The sequence below is a fragment of the Methanobrevibacter sp. genome, from assembly GCF_045646205.1.
In the GTDB taxonomy this organism is placed as follows: domain Archaea; phylum Methanobacteriota; class Methanobacteria; order Methanobacteriales; family Methanobacteriaceae; genus Methanocatella.
The window spans coordinates 12,919-38,888 of record NZ_JAZRKF010000058.1; the positions used below are offsets into that span (position 1 = coordinate 12,919).

Sequence of the window (25,970 nt, forward strand, 5' to 3'; positions counted from 1 at the left end):
TCATTTAAGATATTTTACAATCTTTTCAACATCATCTGTAATAATTGCTGTATGATCAGTATCATCAATGAAGATGAATTCACCATTCCTTGCAATATTTTCTAATTTACCCTCATCGCCATGTTCAGTAGCCAGATAAATTACAGGAGTATCATTGATTTTTACAGGTTGGAAATCCCACACAGAGTTTACATAGAACATTTCAACCATTTTCTCAGATAACTCATCATTATCTTCTCCTCCTAACTCATCAATATCAAAGCCTAAATCTGTTAGTTCCTTAAAGATATCTGATGCATCTACATTATCTGGAATGTCATCACTGTAGAAGTCTAATGCACCATCTATTAAGACACATTTTTCTATTTTCCTGTCTTTTTCTAACTTTTCGGCAATCAGTATTGCGAAAAGACAACCTAATGAATATCCGGCTATAATGTCTCCATCCTGGAAGATGTCTTTGATTGCATTCCAGTACTTTTCAAATGTCATATTATGGTCAGTGTTTTTGATTTCATCAACTGTTAAATCATATTTGAAGTCATCAATAAGGTAGACATTTCCTTCAAATTCAAGATTGTCGAGCAATGGTGAAAATACCATAGACAATCCGCCCAGTGGAGGCAGTATAAACATGTTTTGATTTTGGATACCCTCTTTAGCCAGATAGAATCCGTATTCCCCTTGGTCATCATCAATGAATTTTGCAATTTGATAAGGAGTTTTATTATCAAAAATGACATGGGCGTTAACACTAATGCCAGATTTAGACAAGATTGAGGTCATTTTAATTGCAGTTAATGAATCACCACCCATACGAACGAAGTCATCATAGATACCAATGTTTTCCTGATTGAAGACTTCTTCAAATGCATTTACTATTAGTTTTTCAGTTTCAGTGGTTGGTGCAACATACTCAACTTTCAATTCTTCAACATCGACTTCAGGCAATGCGCGTTTGTCCACTTTACCGTTTACATTCAATGGAATTTCATCCAATCTGATAACAAATGATGGAATCATATATTCAGGCTTGCGTTCATCAACATAATTAGATATATTCTCTTTTAGTTCCTCATCGTCAAATTCACCGGTTGCAACAACATAAGCAACAACTTCATTGTTTGTACCGCGTTTAATGGTTTGGACAGTCACGTCATCGACATAGTCTATTTCACGTATGACCGCTTCGATTTCTGAAAGTTCCACACGGTTTCCTCTGATTTTGACTTGGCTGTCACGACGTCCGACTACACCTAAAAACCCATCAGACAATACGCGTACCATATCACCGGTACGATACATCACTTTATAGTCCTCATCATCCTCAAACGGATTGGTCAGGAATGCTTTGGCAGTTTCTTCGTCACGGTTCAGGTAGCCATCAGCTATCTGGTTACCTGCAAGGTACAATTCGCCGACAGCACCGACAGGAACACGTCTGAATTCATCATCCAAGACATAAGCCTTAATATTGTCAACCAGATGACCAATAGAAGACGGGTCGATTCTATCTGCTACATCACAAGTTGAGACTTCAACATATGCTTCTGTAGGACCATAACCGTCAACAAAACGACAATCCACTTCATCATCGAATTCACCTAACTTCTCACCACCAGTGAACAGAACATCCAACGGAATATCATCAACTTGAGTAATTAATAACTTGGCAACTTGTGTGGTAATGTCAACGTGATTTATGCCCTGTTTGATGAAGTGATTATTCAATGCGCTCATGTCAAGTTTTACATCGCTTGGAATAACATCCAAACATGCACCAGCATAAACTGCCGCAAATATCGCTTTATAAGCCGCATCAAAACCAATTGATGAATAAAGACCGAAAACATCATCGTTAGTCAAACCATAATTTCTGATATAATAAGCAGATAAGTTAACAAAAGCGGTTCTTGGAACTTTAACACCTTTAGGAAGACCAGTAGTACCACTGGTGTACAAGATACAACCCAAATCATTATAAACTACAGGCAAGTTGGATAATGTTCCAATATCCTCTCTTAAGATATCTGAGATGTTTAAGATGATTGAATCATTAGCTAACAATTTAGCGCGTTCATAAGTTCTATTACTGACAATGACAACCTTGGATTCAGTATCTTCCAATATAAATTGTATACGGTCATCAGGATGAGCATCATCTAAAGGAACATAAGTAGCACCAACAGATAAAATACCTAAAACACTGAACATGTATAATTCAGAACGTTCAACAAGGAAAGAAACGCAATCCTGTTTTTCAACACCTAATTCTTTCAATGTATTTGCCAGTTTATCAGCAATGAATGCTCCTTCAGCATAAGTATAGGCATTCTCATTATAGGATACGAGATTGCCATCAGGATATTTGGCAAGATTATCATTGAATGCATCCAGAATATCACCATATTTCAAAGCATGTTCTGTTTGATTATATGTATCTAAGAGTTTCAAATCGGAACCTGAAACATAATTGATTTCACTTAACTTATCAACGCAGATTATTTGTGATAATATTAATTTATAAGACTCAACAAACCTATTTATCATGTCTCGAGAATATTTAGCTGAATATTGAATACAAATTGAATAAGACTTGCCTTTTTGAATAATATCAATACACAAATCACTAATTAACTCCTCCATGTTTTCAGATTCGCCATCTTCTTCCATAGATTCGAATTCAGTGTAGTCTGCATCATCATCATCTATCCATTCAGGTACGAATTGGAATAATACGCTTGAATCGATATCATATTCTTTTGCAAGCAATCTGAAAGGATAATAATTATATTTCATTACATCGTATACCAAATCAGACATGTATTCCATGAAATCAGACACATTCTGGTCTTTACAGTCCGCCAGCATAGGCAATGTGTTTACATACATACCGATTGCATTGTAATTGTTGAATCTGCCACGTCCATTCTCAGCAACATTGAAAAGGACCCTGTCACTGCCGGTGAATCTGGATAAGGTGTAAGCAAACACGCTAGTGAACAGTACATTTTCACTAACATTATATTTACTTAAGAATGATTTAAATTGAGTCACATCTATGTCCAGGTCCAATAAAACATCATCAGGACCATCACCATCAACACTATCCAATAATTCGCTTACTTCATCCACATCGGCAAGCATTCTATCATAGAATCTTTCAGCGTCTACATATTCTTCTGTTTCCCGTATTTGTTGGCTGAATGCAGAAACTTTCAGGAATGACTCATCAACATCAACACTGCCACCATCAAGAATTGTTTGTAAATCTTTTTTAAATACACCATCGGATAAAGCATCGAAGATTATATGGTGGAAAGAAGCATATAATGAATAACCGTCACTATTTTCAACAACCAGGAATCTGGACAAACTATCATACAAATCAAATGGTTTAGTTAAAAATTCCATGAGATAATCATCGTCCACATCTGATTTGAATTCCACAGATGGTTCTGATCCTTTTACCAAATAAGGAACATCATTATCATCGCTAACACACATGCCTAAAATCGGATGAACATCCAACATAACATCCAATGCATTTAATATGTCATCAACATCATAGTCCTTAGCTATATCCATAATGCTTGGAATCATATAGATATCAAATTTATTATTTGCAATTATATCCAGATATACGTTCAATTGAGACTCGTTTAAAGGACATCCATTTTCTAAAGTGTAAATATCCAAGTCCAATGCATCTTCTTTATTAATGTTTTCAGCAATTGCAAATGGAGTGCGCAAACTCAAAATGTCTGTTGCAGTAACATCATAGTCGCCAAGATATGACAACACTTTAATTGCAGTTAATGAATCACCACCAAGATGAGTGAAATCATCATAAACACCAATATTATCCTGATTAAAGACTTCTTCAAAAGCATTTACAATTAGTTTTTCAGTTTCAGTTGTTGGAGCAACATACTCAACACGTAAGCTGTCCAATTCAACATCAGGCAGTGCACGTTTGTCAACTTTACCGTTTACATTTAATGGAATGCTGTCCAATTCAATGACAAATGATGGAATCATATATTTAGGTTTGCGTTCGTCGACATAGTCACAAACAGCAGTCTTGAGAGAATCCGCATCGAAATCTTTGGATACAACGACATATGCAACCAGTTCATTATTGGCGCCGTTTTTAATAGTCTGAACAGTCAGATCTTCTACGAAGTCAATTTCACGTATGACCGCTTCAACTTCTGACAATTCAAGACGGTTTCCTCTGATTTTAACCTGACCGTCACGACGACCAACAACACCTAATGAATTATCAGGAAGAACTCTTACAAGGTCCCCAGTACGATACAATGTAGCATAATCTTCACCACCATCAAACGGATTGGTCATGAATGCTTTTTCGGTTTCCTCATCACGGTTCAAGTAACCGTCGGCTATCTGACTACCTGCAAGATAAAGTTCACCAACAGCACCGACAGAAACACGTCTAAATTCATCATCCAAAATATAAGCTTTGATATTGTCAACAAGATAACCTATTGAAGAAGAATCAACCCTCTTATCCACATCAATTGTTGCAACTTCCACGTATGCTTCTGTAGGTCCGTAACCGTCTGCAAAGCGACAGTTGACTTCCTCTTCAACTTCACCAAGTTTTTCACCACCAGTGAACAATACATCTAAAGCCAAATCATCAACCTGACCGATAAGCAATTTAGCAACCTGGGTAGTAATGTCAACATGGTTTATACCCTGTTTTATGAAGTAGTCATTCAATGCATTCATGTCTAATTTAACATCATTCGGAATGACATCCAGGCAGGCTCCGGTGTAAACTGCAGCAAATATTGCCTTAAATGCAGCGTCAAAACCAATTGAAGAGAACTGACCGAATACATCCTTTTCGGTTAAATTATAAGTTCTGGCATAATATGAAGATAAGTTAACAAGTGCTTTTCTAACTGTTTTAACACCTTTAGGAAGGCCGGTAGTACCGCTGGTGTATAAAATACAAGCCAAATCACCATAAGCAACAGGTAATGTATCTAAAGTTCCAATATTTTCTTTAAGAACATCAGAGATGTTTAAAAGGTCTGCATCAGTTAAATTAGCTACACGTCCACATGTTTCATCGCTGACAATGACAACTTTAGCTTCGGCATCTTCTAAAATGAATTGTATACGGTCATCCGGGTGTGCATCATCCAAAGGAACACATACCGCACCTGTTGAAAGGATACCCAATATGCTCAGCATGTATAATTCTGATCTTTCAACAAGGAACGCAACGTTATCCTCCATACCAACACCAAACTCTTTTAAATGTTTAGCTATCTCATCTGCAACAAATGCCCCTTCAGCATAAGTATAGGAAGCATCATTACAGGATACAAGTGTGTTATCCGGATATTCGGCAAGATTATCATTGAATGCATCTAAGATGTCTTCATACTCCAAATCATATTCAGTTTGATTAATAGCATCCAGAATCTCCAAATCAGATGAAGAGACATAATTTATATCCGATAATTTTTCAGCATCCACTATTTGTGTTAATATTTCAGCGTATGCTTCAACAAAACGGACTCCAGTTTCATGTGAATATCTGTCGGAATGTTCTAAATTAACAAGATATCCATCATCCAAATCATTGATGACACATGAGAAGTCAGATACCAAATCAAGTACAGATCCAACGATTAATTCATTTTCTACATGAGACACATCATTCAAATCAAAGTTATACTCGAAACTGACATCATTGTTTAAATCATATTCACTGGCAAGCAATCTGAAAGGATAAACACTGTTTACCATTGAATTCAGGTTCAAGTCAGAGAAGTAACTTACAAAGCTTTCAACTGAGTCATCCTTACAGTCAACCAATAGAGGAATCGTACGGACATACATTCCTAAAGCTTCCTTATTGTATTCCTCATGACGACCATGTTCAGTGAAAGTGTAATAAACCTTGTCACTGCCTGCAAATCGAGAATATGTGTATGCAAATATTGAATTTAGCAATGCTCCCACAGTAATACCGTTTTCAAGTGCAAATTCTTCAACACGATCGCGAATACCCCTAACAGGAAGAGATAAATTCTCAGCAGAACCGTTTAAATCATCCAATATATTATTTACTTCATCAATGTCAGCGAATAAATTATTGAAGAATTCCTGTGCAGATTCATAAATAGGTTCAAATTTGGATTTATATGAATCATTGCTGTCATATACAAATCCTAAATCTATTTCTTCATCCAAACTGCCATCCAATGCAGCAAGTATGTCCCGATCGATTACTGAAGCGCTTGTTGCGTCACTTATCATATGGTGCATATCATAGAAAATAACTTTTTCATCATCATTAATAAAGAAACGACATAGAGATTCAGCCAAATTGAATGGCAGGATAAGGCTTTCATAATCATTATGGTCAATTTCTTCAATTACAGGATTGCTGTCACAGACAATAAGAGGCAAGTCACTATCATCAACAATACGCCCTCTTAAAACAGGATGTTTATCAATTAAAGAAGCAATAGCATTTTTCATATCTTCAACAGTACAGTCTGAACTGAATTCAACAATACCCGGAGCGGCATAAGCAGTACCTTTATCGTTGACCTTTTCATCCAGATAAATACCTAATTGAGGTTCGGATAAGCAGCAGACAATACCGTCTTCAATTCCATAGCCTGCAATAAACTCTAATTCATGTCTAATATTATCAATAAACTCATCTACTGAGTCACTAATATATGTACCCTCTGCATAGCTACCCGCAACAACATATTTATCGTTTTCACGAGTAACATTCAAATCAATACCATAATAATCATCATCAGAAGCTTCAATTTCACCTAAATCATCTAAAGATATTTCAGGATCATATGATTCAAACAATTCGTTTCTGAATTCTGATTCCGTACTTAAGAAGTTGAAAGTAACTGGAGCATTTTTAAACTCTAATTCATCAGCCATGTAAATTAATGAAGAGTAATTCAATCCTAATTTTTTGACTTCATTGAATGATTTTTTAAGATTGTATACATCTTTCATTAATGATACTGAATCATTGTCGTTGCCTACTTCAACAAGTGTTGGGAATTGTGAAGTAAACCATCCAATGGTTCTGTTAACATCAGCCAAAGTCTCTTCACGACCATAAGACTCACGATTGAAAATAATATCTTTACCGTAAGTCTTTTTATAGGCACGAGCTATAGCCAATGCCAAATATTCCTCTTCAGACAACATTAAGATATTATCAACATCAAATAAAGCATTTTCAACATTGAACCTGAATGGTTTTTCCTTACCTTTGATATCTGAATCATCCAGTTTGCTGTTGATTTCAGTCCAATATTTCCTTTCTTCATCAGTAATGTCATCCAATAAACCTTTTACATCTTCAACCCAATTTTTATAAGGGTACGGTCTTAAAATATCTATTTCATTTCCTGAAACTATCGCATTGTAGATATGAGTTAAATCATCCAATATGATACTCCAGCTTACACCGTCAACAATCAAGTGATGCAAGACGAAAATTACATAAGAGTCATCACCGTGTCTGACTAAGCTAATATCCATCATTTTATTATTATAGATGTCAAGGGAATTATTGGCTTTTTCATTAATTTCAACAAGGTTTTTGCCTAAATCACCATCAATGACAATTTCATTGATTTCACATGTTCTAGTACCCAACGGCATAATCTCCTGTACAGGAACGCCATCTTCAATACTGTAACTTACCCTTAACATATCATGGATATTGGATAATTCATCCCATGCCTTTTGTAAAGTACCAACATCCAAGTCAACAAGAGCTTTTACAGTGAATCCCTGCATGTAATCATTCTTGTTGACTTCTTCAAAGAAGTAACTTTGAATAGGCAGTAAACCAACACGACCCTCAACTGCATCATAGGACACCTGAACTTTATCTTCAATAATCTGAGCAATAGCATAAGGAGTTTTATGAGTTAATATATCCTTAGCAATGCAGGTTATGCCTTCTTTTTGAAGCAATGAAATAACACGAATAGCCTTAATAGAATCTCCACCAAGACGGACAAAGTCATCATATAAACTGATGGTTTCCTGATCAAATACAACTTCAAATGCTCCCACAATTATTCTTTCATTTTCATTTGTAGGAGCAACATATTCTGCATGCAAGGTTTCCATTTGAACTTCAGGCAATGCCCGTTTATCGACTTTACCGTTTACATTCAAAGGAATGCTGTCTAATTTTATTACATATGATGGAATCATGTATTCAGGTTTACGCTCATCGACATAATCACAAACAGCACTCTTGAGATCATCTCCATCCAAATCATTGGATACAACAACATAAGCCACGACTTCATTGTTGGTACCCCGCTTAATTGTTTGAACAGTTACATCTTCCACATAATCTATTTCACGTATTACCGCTTCGATTTCTGAGAGTTCTACACGGTTTCCTCTGATTTTGACCTGACTGTCACGACGTCCGACTACACCTAAAGAACCGTCAGATAAAACTGTTACCATATCACCTGTACGATACATCACTTTATAGTCCTCATCATCCTCAAACGGATTGGCCAGGAATGCTTTAGCAGTTTCTTCGTCACGGTTCAGGTAGCCATCCGCAATCTGGTTACCTGCAAGGAACAATTCACCGACAGCACCAACAGGAACACGCCTGAACTCATCATCCAATACATAAGCCTTAATATTGTCAACCAGATGACCAATAGATGATGAATCAATTCTATCTGTTACATCACAAGTTGAAACCTCAACATAGGCTTCTGTAGGACCATAACCGTCAACAAAACGACAATCCACTTCTTCATCGAATTCACCTAACTTCTCACCACCAGTGAATAAAACATCCAACGGAATATCATCAATCTGACTAATCAACAGTTTGGCAACTTGTGTGGTAATGTCAACGTGATTTATGCCCTGTTTGATGAAATGATTATTCAAAGCATCCATATCCAGTTTTATATCACTTGGAATAACATCCAGACATGCTCCGGAATAAACCGCTGCGAATATCGCCTTATAAGCCGCATCAAAACCAATTGATGAATAAAGGCCAAACACATCATCGCCAGTCAAACCATAATTTCTAACATAATATGCAGACAGATTAACAAAAGCGGTTCTCGGAACTTTAACACCTTTAGGAAGTCCGGTAGTACCGCTGGTGTATAGGATACAGCCCAAATCATTATAAACTGCAGGAAGGCCAGATAATGTTTCAATATCTTCCCTTAGGATATCGGAGATGTTCAGGACAATTGCATCATTAGCTAACATTTTAGCGCGTTCATAAGTTCCATCACTGGCAATGACAACTTTGGATTCTGTGTCTTTCAATATGAACTGTATACGGTCATCCGGATGAGCGTCATCCAATGGAACATAAACCGCACCAACAGACAAAATACCTAAAACGCTGAACATGTACATTTCAGAACGTTCAACAAGGAAAGAAACGCAATCCTGTTTTTCAATACCTAATTCTTTCAGTTTGTTGGCCAGTTTATCAGCAATAAACGCTCCTTCAGCATAAGTATAGACATTATCATTATATGATACGAGATTACCCTCAGGATATTTGGCAAGATTATCGTTGAATGCATCCAAAATATCATTATATTCTAAAGCATGTTCTGTTTGATTATATGTATCTAAAAGTTCCAAATCAGAATCTGAAATATAATTGATTTCACTTAACTTGTCAACACTGATTATTTCAGACAGTATGGATTTATAAGACTCGGCAAACCTGTTCATCACATCTTCGGAATATTTAGCGGAATATTGGAGACTTATGGAATATGTCTTGCCTTCCTGAATAATATCAATACTTAAATCATTACTTAAATTTTCAACACTTTCAGGTTCGCTTTCCTCTTGCACTGATTCAAATTCACTGTAGTCAGTATCATCATCGCTTATCCATTCCGGCATGAACTGGAATAAGATGCCTGCATCAATACCATATTCCTTTGCAAGCAATCTGAACGGATAGTAATTATATCTCATTACATCATATACTGAATCGGACATGTATTTCATGAAATCAGAAACATTCTGGTCTTTACAGTCAACCAGCATCGGCAATGTGTTTACATACATTCCTATTGCATTGTTATTGTTGAATCTGCCACGTCCGTACTCGACAACATTGAACAGAACCTTGTCACTGCCGGCAAATCTGGATATTGTGTAAGCAAGTGCACCTGTGAACAATACATTCTCACTAGCATTATATTTGCTTAAGAATGATTTGAATTGAGTATAATCCAATTCTAAATCTAATAGTATGGCATCAGGACCATCACCATCAGCACTATCCAATAATCCACTTACTTCATCCACATCGGCAAGCATCCTGTCATAGAAGTTTTTAGCATCAGTGTATTCCTCTGTTTTTTGTATTTGTTGGCTGAATGCAGATACTTTCAGGAATGAATCGTCAACTTCTACACTGCCTCCATCAAGGATTGTCTGCAAGTCTTTTTTAAATATTCCAACAGATAATGCATCAAAGACCAAATGGTGGAAAACGGCATATAATGAATAACCATCATCATTTCCAACAACCAGGAATCTGGACAAACTGTCATACAAATCAAATGGTTTATTTAAGAATTCAATGATACTGTCATCATCCACATGGGATTTGAATTCAACAGATGGTTCGGATCCTTTTATCAAGTAAGGTATTTCATTATCATTGCTTATGCATGTGCCTAAAATCGGATGAACGTCCAACATAACATCCAAGGCTTCCATTATGTCCTCAACTTCATAGTCCTTAGCTATATCCATAATGAGCGGAATGAGATATGCATCAAATTTATTGTTTGCAATTATATCCAGGTATACGTTCAATTGAGGCTCGTTTAAAGGACATCCAGTTTCCAAAGTGTAAATATCTAAATCCATTGTATCTTCTTTTATGTTTTGGGCAATGGCAAATGGAGTGCGCAGACTCAAAATGTCTGTCGCAGTAACATTATAGTCGCCAAGATAAGACAGCACCTTAATTGCAGTCAGTGAATCACCACCAAGATGGGTGAAATCATCATAAATACCAATCTTGGTCTGATTAAAGACTTTTTCAAATGCATTTACAATTAGTTTTTCAGCTTCAGTGGTAGGAGCAACATACTCAACACGTAAACTTTCCACATCAACTTCAGGCAATGCACGCTTGTCCACCTTGCCGTTTACATTCAATGGAATCTCATCCAATTCAATGACAAATGAAGGAACCATATATTCCGGTTTGCGTTCATCCACATAATCAGATATATTCTCCTTGAGATTATCATCGTCAAATTCATCAGATACAACAACATAAGCCACAAGCTCATTGTTGGTGCCTCGTTTAATTGTTTGAACAGTTACATCATCCACATAATCTATTCCACGTATTACTGCTTCTATTTCAGACAGTTCCACACGGTTTCCTCTGATTTTGACTTGGCTGTCACGACGGCCAACGATGGCCAGTGTTTTATCCGGAAGCAATCTTACCATATCACCGGTACGGTATAAAGTGCCGTAATCTTCATCACTGTCAAAAATATTGTCAATGAATGCTTTGGCATTTTCTTCTTCACGGTTCAGGTAACCGGCAGCAACCTGATAACCGGAAAGGTATAATTCGCCGACAGCACCTACAGGAACACGTCTTGACTCATCATCCAGGACATAGAATTTAGTATTATAGTTAATATGACCAATAGAGGATGAATCAATCTTATCTGTTACGTTAATTGATGAGATGAATGCGAATGTTTCTGTTGGTCCGAATCCATCAATTAAAAGATAATCTTCTGGGCTTTCAAATTCACCTAACTTTTCACCACCTACAATCAAAACCTCCAACGAAGTATCTTCAACATTCTCCATAAAGAGCTTACCGACTTGAGTGGTAATCATTGAATGGTTTACGCCATGCTCAACGAAATACTTATTTAACTCATAGACATTTAGCTTGATGTCATCCGGAACGATTGCTAGACAGGCCCCTGCATAGAATGTCTGACAAACGGCCTGTGAACCTGCATCAAAACTGATATTGGCAAACATACCACACACATCATCCCTGCCAAAGTCAAATTTGTCAACATAAACGGCAGATAAATTAAGAATGGATTTTCTTGTAACTTTAACACCTTTAGGAAGGCCTGTAGTACCACTGGTGTAAAGCATACAAGCCACATCACCATAAGCAACAGGCAGATTATCCAAAGTTCCGATATCTTCCTTAAGCATATCTGAGATATTTAAAAGGTATGTATCTTTTGCGAGTGATTCACCACGTTCATATGTATCATCACTGACAATGACAACCTTGGACTCTGTATCTTCCAATATGAATTGTAAACGGTCATCAGGATGTGCATCATCCAAAGGAACATATGTAGCGCCAACGGACAATATACCTAAAATGCTGAACATGTACAACTCGGAACGCTCAACCAGAAATGCAACGTTATCATCAGCCTTAACACCAACATCCTTTAAGGATTTTGCTATTTTATCGGCAATGAATGCCCCTTCGCCGTAAGTGTAAACTGAATCCCTATATGAGACAAGATTGTTATCAGGATAATCGGCAAGATTATCGTTGAATGCGTCTAAAATGTCATCATAAGCCAAAAGATATTCATTTTGATTGAAACTGTCTAATAGTTCAACATCCTTATCGGAAATATAACTGATATCACTTAATTTTTCTTTATCTAAAAATTGGATCAATACTTCCTTAAATACTCTGACAAATCTCTCAGCAGTTTCCTGACTAAGATTATCCAAATGATTCAAGTTAACGGCAAAGCCATCATCCAAATCATGAACCACACATAACAGTTCAGAAATACGGTCTGCATCATCACTAAATATAATCTCATCGCCAGTATCTGACAATGCATTCAAATCAGAATTATACTCGAAAGTAACATTATTTACCAAATCAAAGTCATTAGCAATCAGACGGAATGGATATAGACTATTATGCATAGAATCCAAAATCAAATCAGAAACACCGCCCACATAATCATCCACGGTTCTATCACTACAATCCACAATTACAGGAATAGTACGAACAAACATACCTAAAGCATCCTGATTATAAGTTTCATGACGACCATTTTCTGTAAAATTAAAGTAAACCTTATCACTACCAGCAAAACGTGAATAAGTATATGCGAAAACAGAATTCAGGAAATTACTTAGAGTAATGCCCTTATCGCGAACAAAAGACTCGACGCTCTCACGAATACCGCGAATAGGCAAAGTCACACTACCCACACAACCATCAATATCATGTAATAATGGTTGAACATCATCAATATCAGCAAACACAGTATCAAAGAATTCCTTGGCAGTTACATATTCATCTTTGAATCTGGACTCAAAAGAGTCATTGCTGGTATAAACAAAGCCTAACTCAACAGCATCATCAAAAGTACCATCAAAAATACTGTCGAACTCTTCATTAATAATGGTACGTGAAGTAGCATCATTAATTATATGGTGGAGATCGTAGAATATGATTTTGTTATCATCAGTTTCTATAATGTAGAAGCGAGCAAGACCATTATCCAGATTAAACGGTTTAATTAATTTTTCATAATCTGCCTCATCTGTAGTATCTATAATAGGATATGAATCACATACTAATAGAGGAATGTCTCCATCAACGACACGTCCTTTTAAAACAGGATGTTTATCTACTAAACAAGCAATGGCATTTCTTATTTCCTCATTAGATTTGTCCAATCCGCACTCATAAATTCCCGGAGCGGAATATGCAGTTCCCATGTCATTGACCTTTTCATCCAGGTAAACTCCTAATTGAGATTCAGACAAGCAGCAAACAATATCATCAGATGAATAATCTGATATGAAGGTCAATTCCTCTTTGATATTATCAACAAACTCATCAAAAGCGTCACTTAAATAAGTGTCGTCAGCATAATATCCGCTGAACACATACGAATCGTCCTGACGGAAAACATTAAGGCTCACACCATAAATAGTCAGCTTTAAACTATCCTCATTGTCTTCAACAGCATCGGATAAATCTACATCAAATGTTTTGAATAATTCGTTTTTATATGAAAATTCAGTACTTAAAAAGTTGAAAGTAACCGGAGAATGCTTAAATTCAAATTCCTCTGTAGTATAAATCAATGAAGCATAATTCAATCCTAAATGTTCAACATCTTTCAATGCTGTTTTAATGGCATATACATCTTCAACCAATGAAATATTATCATATTTGTTGTTTACATTTACTGGAATAGGATATTGGCTGGTAAACCATCCTACTGTTCTTGAAACATCTGCTAAACTCTCATCACGGCCGTGAGACTCACGATTGAATATTATGTCCTTACCATAAGTCTTTTTATATGCACGAGCTATGGACAATGCCAAATATTCCTCTTCAGACAACATCAACAAATTATCAGTATCAAAAGACACATCAACACTAAAACTATACATTTTAGATTCGCCTTTTATAGAAGAGTCGTCTAACAGATTATTTACTTCAATCCATTGCTCTTTTTCATCTTTAGAAATATTTTCAACTAGATTTTTGACATCTTCAACCCAATTTTTATAAGGATATGGTCTTCTAATGTCAAGTTCATTATCTTGAAGCAGTGAATTATAAATGTGAGTTAAATCATCCAATAAAACATTCCAGCTTACACCATCAATAATCAAATGGTGAAGAACAAATACAAGATATGATTTTGCATCATGATGAATTAAATGAATCTCCATTAAGTTACTGTAAACATCAAGAGAATTCATTGCATTTATAACGATTTCTTTAATATTTCCGTCTAAATCTTCATCAATTTCAACTTCATTGATTTCACAAACTCTTGAATTTAACGGCAATACTTCCTGAATAACATTTCCATTTTCAACTCTATAATTTGCCCTTAACATGTCATGGACATTAGATAATTCATCCCATGCTTTCTGTAAAATTTCAATATCCAAATCTTCAATTGACTCTAAAATGAACTCCTGTGAGAAATTATTTTCATTGATTTGGTCAAAGAAATATCTTTGAATAGGCAGCAGACCAACTTCACCCTCAACTGCATCATATGAAACAGTAGTAATTTCACCAATGTTTTGTGCAATTGCATAAGGAGTTTTATATGTTAAAATATCCTTTGCACTGCAGGAAATGCCTTTTTTCTGGATAAATGAAATAACCCTGATTGCTGAAATTGAATCTCCACCAAGGCGTGTAAAGTCATCATACAAACCAATCCTATCCTGATCAAATACTGACTCGAATGCATCAACAATTATTTTTTCCTTTTCATCAGTTGGAGCAACATATTCAACACGCAAACCTTCAACATCAACTTCAGGCAGCGCCCTTCTGTCAACTTTTCCGTTTACATTCACTGGAATCTCATCCAATTTAATAACATATGATGGAATCATATATTCCGGTTTGCGTTCACCGACATAATCACAAATTGCATCCTTAAGGATGTCCCCTTCCAATTCATTGGACACGACAACATATGCCACCAATTCATTATTGGAATCATGTTTAATGGTTTGAAGTGTAATGTTATCAACATAGTCGATTTCACGTATGACTGCTTCGATTTCAGATAGTTCCACACGGTTTCCTCTGATTTTGACTTGGCTGTCACGACGACCAACAACACCTAAAGAGTTATCCGGCAATACCCTTACCATATCACCGGTACGATACAATACACCGTAATCTCCTTCATCAAATGGATTGTTAATGAATGCATGGTTTGTTTCCTCTTCATTGTTTAGGTAACCTTGAGCAATTTGGTCACCAGCCAAGTATAATTCACCTACAGCCCCAACAGGTACACGCCTAAACTCTTCATCCAGGATATATGCTTTGGTATTGTAAATCAAATCACCAACTGATGAGGAATCAATCTTATCATTATTGTTTTTGGATGTAACGAAAACGAATGCTTCAGTCGGTCCGTAGATATCGATTAATTCATAGTTTTCAGGGCTTTCAAATTCACCCAGCTTTTCACCCCCTACAACCAAAACATCCAACGAAGTATCTTCAACACTATTAACAAAGAGCTTACCGACCTGAGTGGTAATAAAAGTATGAGTGACATCATGTTTAATGAAATAATCATTCATTGCATTCATGTCCAAACGAATATCCTCAGGAATCACTGCCAAACAGGCTCCTGCACAGATTGTTGATAGAATAGCCCATGAACCCGCATCGAAACCAATGGTTGCAAACATACCATAAACATCATCCTGTGTCAAACCATAGGCCTCATTGTAATAATATGGGACATTTAGAGCGGATTTTCTTGTAACTTTAACACCTTTAGGAAGGCCTGTAGTACCACTGGTGTACAGCATACAAGCCAAATCACCATAAACAACCGGCAATTCATCCAAAGTTCCAATTTCCTCCTTAAGAATATCAGAAACATTTAAAATAGTAGCTGAATCAGTTAGCTTGTCAGCACGCTCATAAGTCTCATCACTAACAATAACAACATTAGGTTCAGTATCATTCAATATGTACTCTATACGTTCATCAGGATGGGCATCATCTAAAGGAACATAAGTAGCACCAACAGATAAAATACCTAAAACGCTGAACATGTACAACTCAGAACGCTCAACAAGGAAAGCAACATTGTCTTCTGCTTCAACACCAATATTCCTTAAGGAATTTGCTATTTTATCGGCAATGAATGCACCTTCAGCATAAGTGTAAACAGAATCATTATACAAGACAAGATTATTATCAGGACAATCACCAAGATGGTTATTGAATGAATCCAGAATGTCATCATATTCCAAAGGACACTCATTTTGATTGATATCATCCAAAATCTCCAAATCTTCACTGCAAACATAATTAATGTCAGATAATTTATCATTATCCAAAATCTGAATTAATACCTCTTTAAATACATTTAAGAAACGAATAATAGTTTCATTTGAATAGTGTTTAGAAGAATCAATAGTCACCAAATAACCGTCAGACAAATCATTAACTACACATGCAAAGTCTAAAACCAAATCAAATCCTGTTTCATTGATTACTATTTCATCCTCATATCCAGATACATCGTTTAAATCGAAATTATACTCAAATCCAACATCATTATTTAAATCAAACTCACTGGCAAGCAATCTGAATGGATAGACACTATATTTCATTGAATCCAATAACAAATCAGATACGTTAGATAAATATTCATTAATTGAAACATTACTACAATCAACAATTATCGGAATTGTACGAACAAACATGCCTAAGGCATCCTGATGATACGCTTCATGACGACCATGCTCGGTATAGGTATAGTAAACTTTACTGCTACCTGCAAAGCGGGAATATGTGTAAGCAAAAATCGCATTTAAAAGACTACCTACAGTAATACCATTTTCACTACAATATTCTTCAACTTGGCTGCGAACATTATGAATAGGTAGCGAAATAGTATTGTTAGTACCCTCCAAATCATACATCATATGACTTACTTCATCAATATCTGAAAGATTCCTGTTGAAGAAATCATAAGCCTCTTTATAAATATTATCAAATTTAGACTCAAATGAATCTATGCTTGCATAAACAAAGCCCAAATCAACAGTATCATCAATAGTGCCATCAAAAATGCTGTTTAAATCCTCATGAATAATAGAATGTGAAGTAGCATCATTAATAATATGGTGGAAATCATAGAATAGATATTTGTTCTCATCAGTTTCTATAATGCTGAAACGGGCAAGACCCTTGTCTAAATCAAATGGTTTGACCAATTTGGAATAATCTACCTCGTCAGCAGTATCAATTGATGGGTATGAATCACATACTAAAAGAGGAATTTCACCATCAACGACACGACCTTTTAAAACTGGATGTTTTTCAATTAAACGATCAATGGCATTTCTTATTTCATCACTGGATTTATCCAAGCCGCATTCATAAACACCCGGTGCGGCATAAGCAGTTCCCATGTCATTGACCTTTTCATCCAGATAAATACCCAATTGAGGTTCAGACAAGCAGCAAACAATCTCTTCAGATTCATACTCTCCAATGAACTTCAATTCATGTTTAACATTTTCAACAAACTCTTCAAACTTATCGCCCAGATAAGTGCCTTCCGCATAATCACCGTTCACGGCATAAGAATCATCAAAACGAGCAACATTAAAGCTAACACCATAAACTGTAGAATCATGGCTTGCATCTTTGTTTTCATAAACATCAGATATATATTCATTGAATGATTCGAACAATTCGTTTTTAAATGCAAATTCTGAGCTTAAAAAGTTGAAAGTAACCGGACAATGCTTGAACTCTAACTCTTTGGAAGTGTAAATCAGTGCCCCGTAATTCAAACCTAAATAATCTATTCCTTTAAATGCTTTTTTGATGCTGTAAACGTCTTCCATTAATGAAATATTATCATGCCCATTGTTGACATTTACCGGGACAGGATACTGTGTTGTAAACCATCCGATTGTCCTTGAAACATCACCAACAGTTTCATCACGACCATATGACTCACGATTGAATATAATGTCCTCACCATAGGTCTTTTTATAAGCACGTGCAATAGCTAAAGCCAAATACTCCTCTTCAGACAACATCAATAGGTTATCGACATCAAATGACACATCAACACTGAAATTAAATGCCTTGGAATTGCCTTTTATGGAAGATTCATCCAACATATCGTTAACATCTGTCCAATGCTGTTTTTCATTATCGGAAATATTTTCAACTAAACTGTTTACATCTTCAACCCAATTTTTATAAGGATATGGCCTTAAAAGATTAATCTCTTTACTTTCGATTATTTGAGTGTAGATATGAGTTAAATCATCGATTAAAACACCCCAGCTGACACCATCGACAATCAAATGGTGAATAACAATAACAACATAGCACTCATCATCATGACGAAGCAATGAAACATTGATTAGATTATTATTAATGTTAATTGAATTGATTGAGTCTTTAACTAAATCGATAACGGCTTCATTGAAATCTCCAGTTACCCTAATTTCATTGATTTCACAGATTCTAGTGTCAACAGGTAAGATCTCCTGAACTACATTATCCCCTTCATGCCTGTATTTTACTCTTAACATATCATGAATTTTAGTCAATTCATCGAATGACTTCTGTAAATTACTTAAATCCAAATCAGTTTTTGCTTTCAGGATAAATTCCTGTGAAAATTCATTGCTATTGATTTGATCAAAGAAATATCCTTGAATAGGAAGCAGATCAACTTCACCTTCAACAGCATCATAGGAAACACTATTGATTTCACCAATGTTTTGGGCAATCTGATAAGGGGTCTTATAAGTCAATACATCTTTAGCACTGCAGGAAATTCCATTTTTCTGGATAAATGAAATAACCCTGATTGCTGAGATTGAATCTCCTCCAAGACGTGTAAAGTCATCATACAAACCAATCTCGTCCTGATTAAATACTGACTCAAATGCCTCAACAATGACTTTTTCTGTTTCTGTTGTTGGAGAAACATACTCAACACGCAACCCTTCAACATCAACTTCAGGCAAGGCACGCTTATCCACCTTACCATTGACATTCAACGGAATGCTGTCTAATTTAATAACATATGAAGGAATCATATATTCAGGCTTATTTTCACCGACATAATCAGCAATGGAATCTTTGAGTGCATCACCTTCCAAATCATTGGTCACAACAACATATGCTACAAGTTCATTGTTAGTGCCATGCTTAATTGTTTGAATAGTCACGTCCTCAACGAAATCTATTTCACGAATGACTGCTTCAATTTCTGATAGTTCTACACGGTTTCCTCTGATTTTAACTTGACTGTCACGACGGCCAACAATACCTAATGAACCGTCAGGCAGCACTCTTACCATGTCTCCTGTACGATATAAAGTGCCGTGACCCTCATCGTTGTCAAACGGATTGTCAATGAATGCCTTGATATTTTCCTCTTCACGGTTCAGGTAACCTCCTGCAACCTGATAACCTGACAGACATAATTCACCGACAGCACCTGCCGGCACGCGCCTAAACTCATCATCCAAAACATAAGCTTTAGTATTGTATCCTAAAATACCTACTGAAGAAGAATCTATCTTATCACTATTTCTTATTGAAGAAATGAATACACAGGCTTCTGTTGGACCAAATGCATCCACTAAAGTATAACCTTTTGGACTTTCAAATTCTCCTAATTTTTCTCCACCTACGAGCAATACATTTAAGGAAGTATCATCTACAGTTTCCATGAATAATCTTCCAACTTGGGAAGTAATTAAGGTATGAGTAACATTATGTTTGATGAAATAATCATTCATTTTTTCCATATTAAATCGGATATCATTTGGAACTACTGATAAGCAGGCTCCAGAATATAAAACAACAACCATAGCCAACAATGCCGCATCAAAACCAATTGTTGAGAATAAAGCATATGTATCATCATTAGTTAAACCATATTCGTCTTTATAGAATGTAGCCAAATTGACAATGGATTTGCTTGTAATTTTCACACCTTTAGGAATGCCTGTAGTACCACTAGTATATAAAATGCATGTCAAATCTCCATAAACAACAGGTAAACTGGATAAAGTTCCAATATCTTCATTAAGAATATCCAAAATGTTTAAAAGAACAATATCATCAGACAATTCATTGGCGCGATTATAAGTTTCATCACTAACAATAACAACCTTAGATTGTGTATCTTTTAACATGAAGGAAATACGTTCATCTGGATGGGCATCATCCAATGGAACATAAGTAGCGCCCAATGATAGAATACCTAAAACGCTGAACATGTACAGCTCGGAACGTTCAACAAGGAAAGCAACATTATCCCCTGGCTCAACACCTAAATCTTTTAGGGATTCTGCAACCTTATGGGCAACAAATGCCCCTTCACCATAAGTATAAATAGAATCATTATATGATACCAGATTATTATCCGGATAATTAGCAAGATTGTCATTGAAAACATCCAAAAGATTATCATAATCCAACGGATGTTCATTACTGTTCATGGCATCCAAATAATCAAGATTGGACTGAGAAACATAATTGATATCAGACAGATTGTCATGACTAATCATTTGTGATATGATTTGATTGTAGGTTTCTGCAAAGGATTTAATTATGTCCTTGGAATATTTATCTGAATATAATAAGTGTAAGCTGTATTTATCTCCTTTTTGGACAACGTCTGCATTGAAATCTGTAATCATATCGTTCATTTCTTTGATATTATTCTCCTCAATATCATCATCCTCATCATCACCAATCCAATCAGGCAGGTATTGGAATATGATGCTTGAATCTATGTCGTATTCACCGGCCAGTAATCTGAATGGATAATAACTGTATCTCATTACATCATAAATCAGATCAGACATCTGTTCCATGAAATCAGAAACCCTTTGATTTTTACAATCAACCAGAATAGGCAATGTGTTAACAAACATACCGATTGCATCTAGATTGTTGAATCTGTCACGCCCATTTTCAATAATGTTAAATGAAACCTTGTCGCTGCCTGTGAATCTGGATAATGTGTATGCAAATGCACTAGTGAAAAATACATTCTCGCTAATACCCCATTTATCCAAGAATGACTTAAATAAGTTAGAATCCAAATCCAAATCACTGAATGAAGCTCCCGGACCATCAGGCAATACGCTGTCCAAGAACACACCCGCTTCATCAGCATCTGCAAGCATGGAATCATAGAAATCATAAGCAACAGAATATTCCTCAGAATCTTTTATTTGCTGTGTGAAAGCGGACACTTTTAAGAATGAATCATCAATATCTACAGCACCACCATCAAGAATAATCTGTAAATCCCGTTTGAATACATCTTCAGATAAAGCATCAAATACAATGTGATGGAAAACGGCAAATAGCACATATCTATTTTCATTTTCAACAACTAAAAATCTAGACAAACTATCATTCAAGTTAAATCCTTTTGTTAGGAATTCCTTGACAAAATCATCACTAACATCATTTTCAAATGAAATGGACGGTTTTGATCCTTTAACTAAATAAGGAACTTCAAATTCATCGCTGACACACATTTCCAAAATAGGATGAGCGTCCAGCATCATATCCAATGCACCATATATATCATCAGCATCATAGTCTTTGGAAATGTCCATGGTTATTGGAAGGAGATATGAATCTACCTTATTGTTTGCGATAATGTCCAAGTATACATTTAATTGAGGTTCATTCAACGGACATCCACTTTCTAAAGTGTAAATATCCAAATCCATTGTATCTTCTTTAATGCTTTCAGCAATTGCAAATGGAGTGCGCAAACTCATAATGTCTGCTGCAGTAACATTATAGTCGCCAAGATAAGACAGCACTTTAATTGCAGTTAATGAATCACCGCCCATGCGAACAAAATCATCATAGAGGCCAATATTTTCCTGATTAAAGACTTCTTCAAATATATTTACAATTAGTTTTTCAGTTTCGGTGGTTGGTGCAACATACTCAACTTTCAATTCTTCAACATCAACTTCAGGCAATGCACGCTTATCCACCTTACCATTTACATTCAATGGAATCTCATCCAATTCAATGACAAATGAAGGAATCATATACTCCGGTTTACGCTCATCAACATAATTACAGATATTATCTTTTAGGTCATCACCATCAAATTCATCAGATACAACCACATAAGCAACCAGTTCATTGTTTGTACCGTTTTTAATTGTTTGAACAGTCAAGTCTTCGACGTAGTCTATTTCACGTATGACCGCCTCGATTTCTGACAGTTCCACACGGTTTCCTCTGATTTTAACCTGGCTGTCACGACGCCCGACAATACCGAATGATCCATCCGGCAAGACCCTTACAATGTCTCCTGTTCTATACATTACGCTGTAGTCTTTTCCTTCATCAAATGGATTTTCAAGGAAAGCTTTCATTGTTTCTTCATCACGGTTCAGGTATCCGTCTGCTATTTGATTACCTGCCAAGTACAGTTCACCAACGGCACCGACAGGTACACGTCTTGCCTCGTCATCCAGCACATAAGCTTTGATGTTGTCAAGCAGGAATCCAATTGATGACGGATCTATTCTGTCATCTGAATCTATACTGGTTACGTCAACACATGCTTCTGTCGGACCATATGAGTCAACGAAACGATAATCCACATCAATTTCACTTTCACCAAGTTTTTCACCACCAGTAGTTAAAACCTTCAAAGAAGTTTCATCGACCTGACTAATGAAGAGTTTAGCTACTTGTGTGGATATTTCAGTGTGTGTTACACCCTGTTCAATGAAGTATTGATTCATTGCATTCATGTCCAGTTTGATATCGCCAGGAATAACGCTTAAGCATGCACCAGAACATATTGTTGGGAAAATAGCCTTCATTGCCACATCAAAACCAATAGATGCAAATAAAGCATATACATCATCTTCACTTAATTCGTATTTTCTGATATAGAATTCGGATAAGTTAAGAACAGATTTTCTAGTGATTTTAACACCTTTAGGAATGCCGGTTGTACCACTAGTGTATAAAATACAAGCCAAATCACCATAAACAACAGGCAATTCATCTAAAGTTCCAACATCCCCCTTCATCACATCAGATATGTTTAAAAGTATTGCATCATCCGTTAATGATTTAGCACGCTCATAAGTATTATCATCAACAATTAGAACACTAGACCGAGTATCTTCCAATATGAACTGTATACGGTCATCAGGATGTTTATCATCTAATGGAACATAAATAGCACCCATTGACATCACACCTAACACACAGAACATATACAGTTCAGACCTTTCAACCAAGAAAGCAACCTTATCCTGAGATTCAACACCAAGATCCCTTAATCTATTAGCAAGTTTGTCCGCAATAAATGCACCTTCAGAATAGGTGTAAGACGCATCATAATAAGACACCAGAGCCTTGTCTGGGTTTTTGTTGAGATTTACATTGAATGCATCTAAGATATCCTCATGCACCAAATCATGTTCAGTTTGGTTAATATCATCCAAAATCTCCAAATCAGATTTGGAAACATATTCAATATCGGATAGTCTTTCAGCATCCACTATTTGTGTTAATATTTCTGCATATGCCTCAACAAAACGGACTCCAGTTTCATGAGAATACTTATCAGAATGTTCTAAATAAACTAGATATCCATCATCCAAATCATTAATGATGCATGAAATATCAGATACCACATCACCTGCAGGTGCAACGATTAATTCATTTTTTACATGAGACACATCATTCAAATCAAAGTTATATTCGAAACTGACCTCATTGTTTAAATCATATTCACTAGCAAGCAATCTGAATGGATAAACACTGTTTACCATTGAATTTAGGTTCAAGTCAGAGAAGTAACTTGCAAAGTTTTCAACTGAGTCATCCTTACAGTCAACCAATAGAGGAATTGTACGGACATACATTCCTAAAGCATCATTATTGTATTCCTCATGACGACCATGTTCAGTGAAAGTATAATAAACCTTATCAGAGCCAACAAAGCGGGAATATGTGTATGCAAATATTGAATTTAGCAATGCTCCCACAGTAATGCCTTTTTCAAAAGCAAATTCTTCAACACGATCACGAATACCCCTAACAGGAAGAGATAAAATCTCTGAAGTGCCATCCAAATCATCCAAAATAGTGTTTACTTCATCAATGTCGGCAAATAAATTATTGAAGAATTCCTGTGCAGATTCGTAAATAGGTTCAAATTTGGAGTTATATGAATCATTACTAGCGTATACAAATCCTAAATCTAATTCTTCATCTAAACTGCCATCCAATGCAGCAAGTATGTCCCGAGTGATTATTGAATAACTGGATGCATCATTTATAATGTGGTGCATATCATAGAATATGACTTTTTCATCATCGTTAATATAGAAACGGCAAAGAGATTCAGTAAGATTGAATGGCCTGATAAGACTATCATAATCATTATGGTCAATTTCTTCAATTACGGGATTGCTGTCACAGACCATAAGAGGCAAGTCACTATCATCAACAATACGTCCTCTTAAAACAGGATGCTTATCCATTAAAGCAGTGACAGCATTTTTCATATCTTCAACAGTGCATTCTGAGCTGCATTCAACAAATCCAGGAGCAGCATAAGCGGTACCTTTATCGTTGACTTTTTCATCAAGATAAATACCTAATTGAGCTTCGGATAAGCAGCAGACAATACCTTCTTCAATTCCATAGCCTGCAATAAACTCTAATTCCTGCTTAATATTATCTACAAACTCAGAAAATTTATCATCAATATAGGTACCATCAGCACGCTGGCCAGTCACCACATAACCATCATCCATATTCAAAACATTTAAATCAACACCATACTGATCAGCATCACCCAATTCAAGTTCGTCAACAGTTTGAACATCAAATGCTTCAAATAATTTATTTTTATAAGCAAATTCAGTACTTAAAAAGTTGAAAGTAACCGGACAATGTTTAAATTCCAATTCATGAGTATCGTAAATTAAAGAGGAGTAATTCAAACCTAAATTTTTAATTTCCTTAAATGATCTTTTAAGTTTTAACGCATCCAATGTCAATGAAATCGAATCATAATCAGTTCCTACATCAACAGAAATCGGATATTGTGTAGTAAACCATCCAACAGTCCGGTTCACATCAGCCAAACTTTCTTCACGACCATATGATTCACGGTTGAAAATAATGTCCTTGCCATATGTCCTTTTATATGCACGGGCAATACCTAATGCAAAGTATTCCTCTTCAGACAGATTTAACAGGTTATCGACATCATAACTGATATTTTCAAGATTGAAATTGAATGCTTTGGCTTTACCCATAATATCCGAATCATCCAATAAACCGTTAA

Annotated in this window: 1 protein-coding gene (running past one end of the window); it reads right to left on the reverse strand. The window is 35.9% G+C overall.

Features of this window, described 5'->3' with window-relative positions:
- Positions 1-25,970, reverse strand: partial view of an amino acid adenylation domain-containing protein gene (locus ACKI44_RS09565; protein ID WP_407423811.1) — the 3' portion only. Its footprint extends 7,627 nt past the window's final position; the window shows 25,970 of its 33,597 coding nt (coding positions 7,628-33,597); the start codon falls outside the window, past its right edge; its stop codon occupies positions 1-3.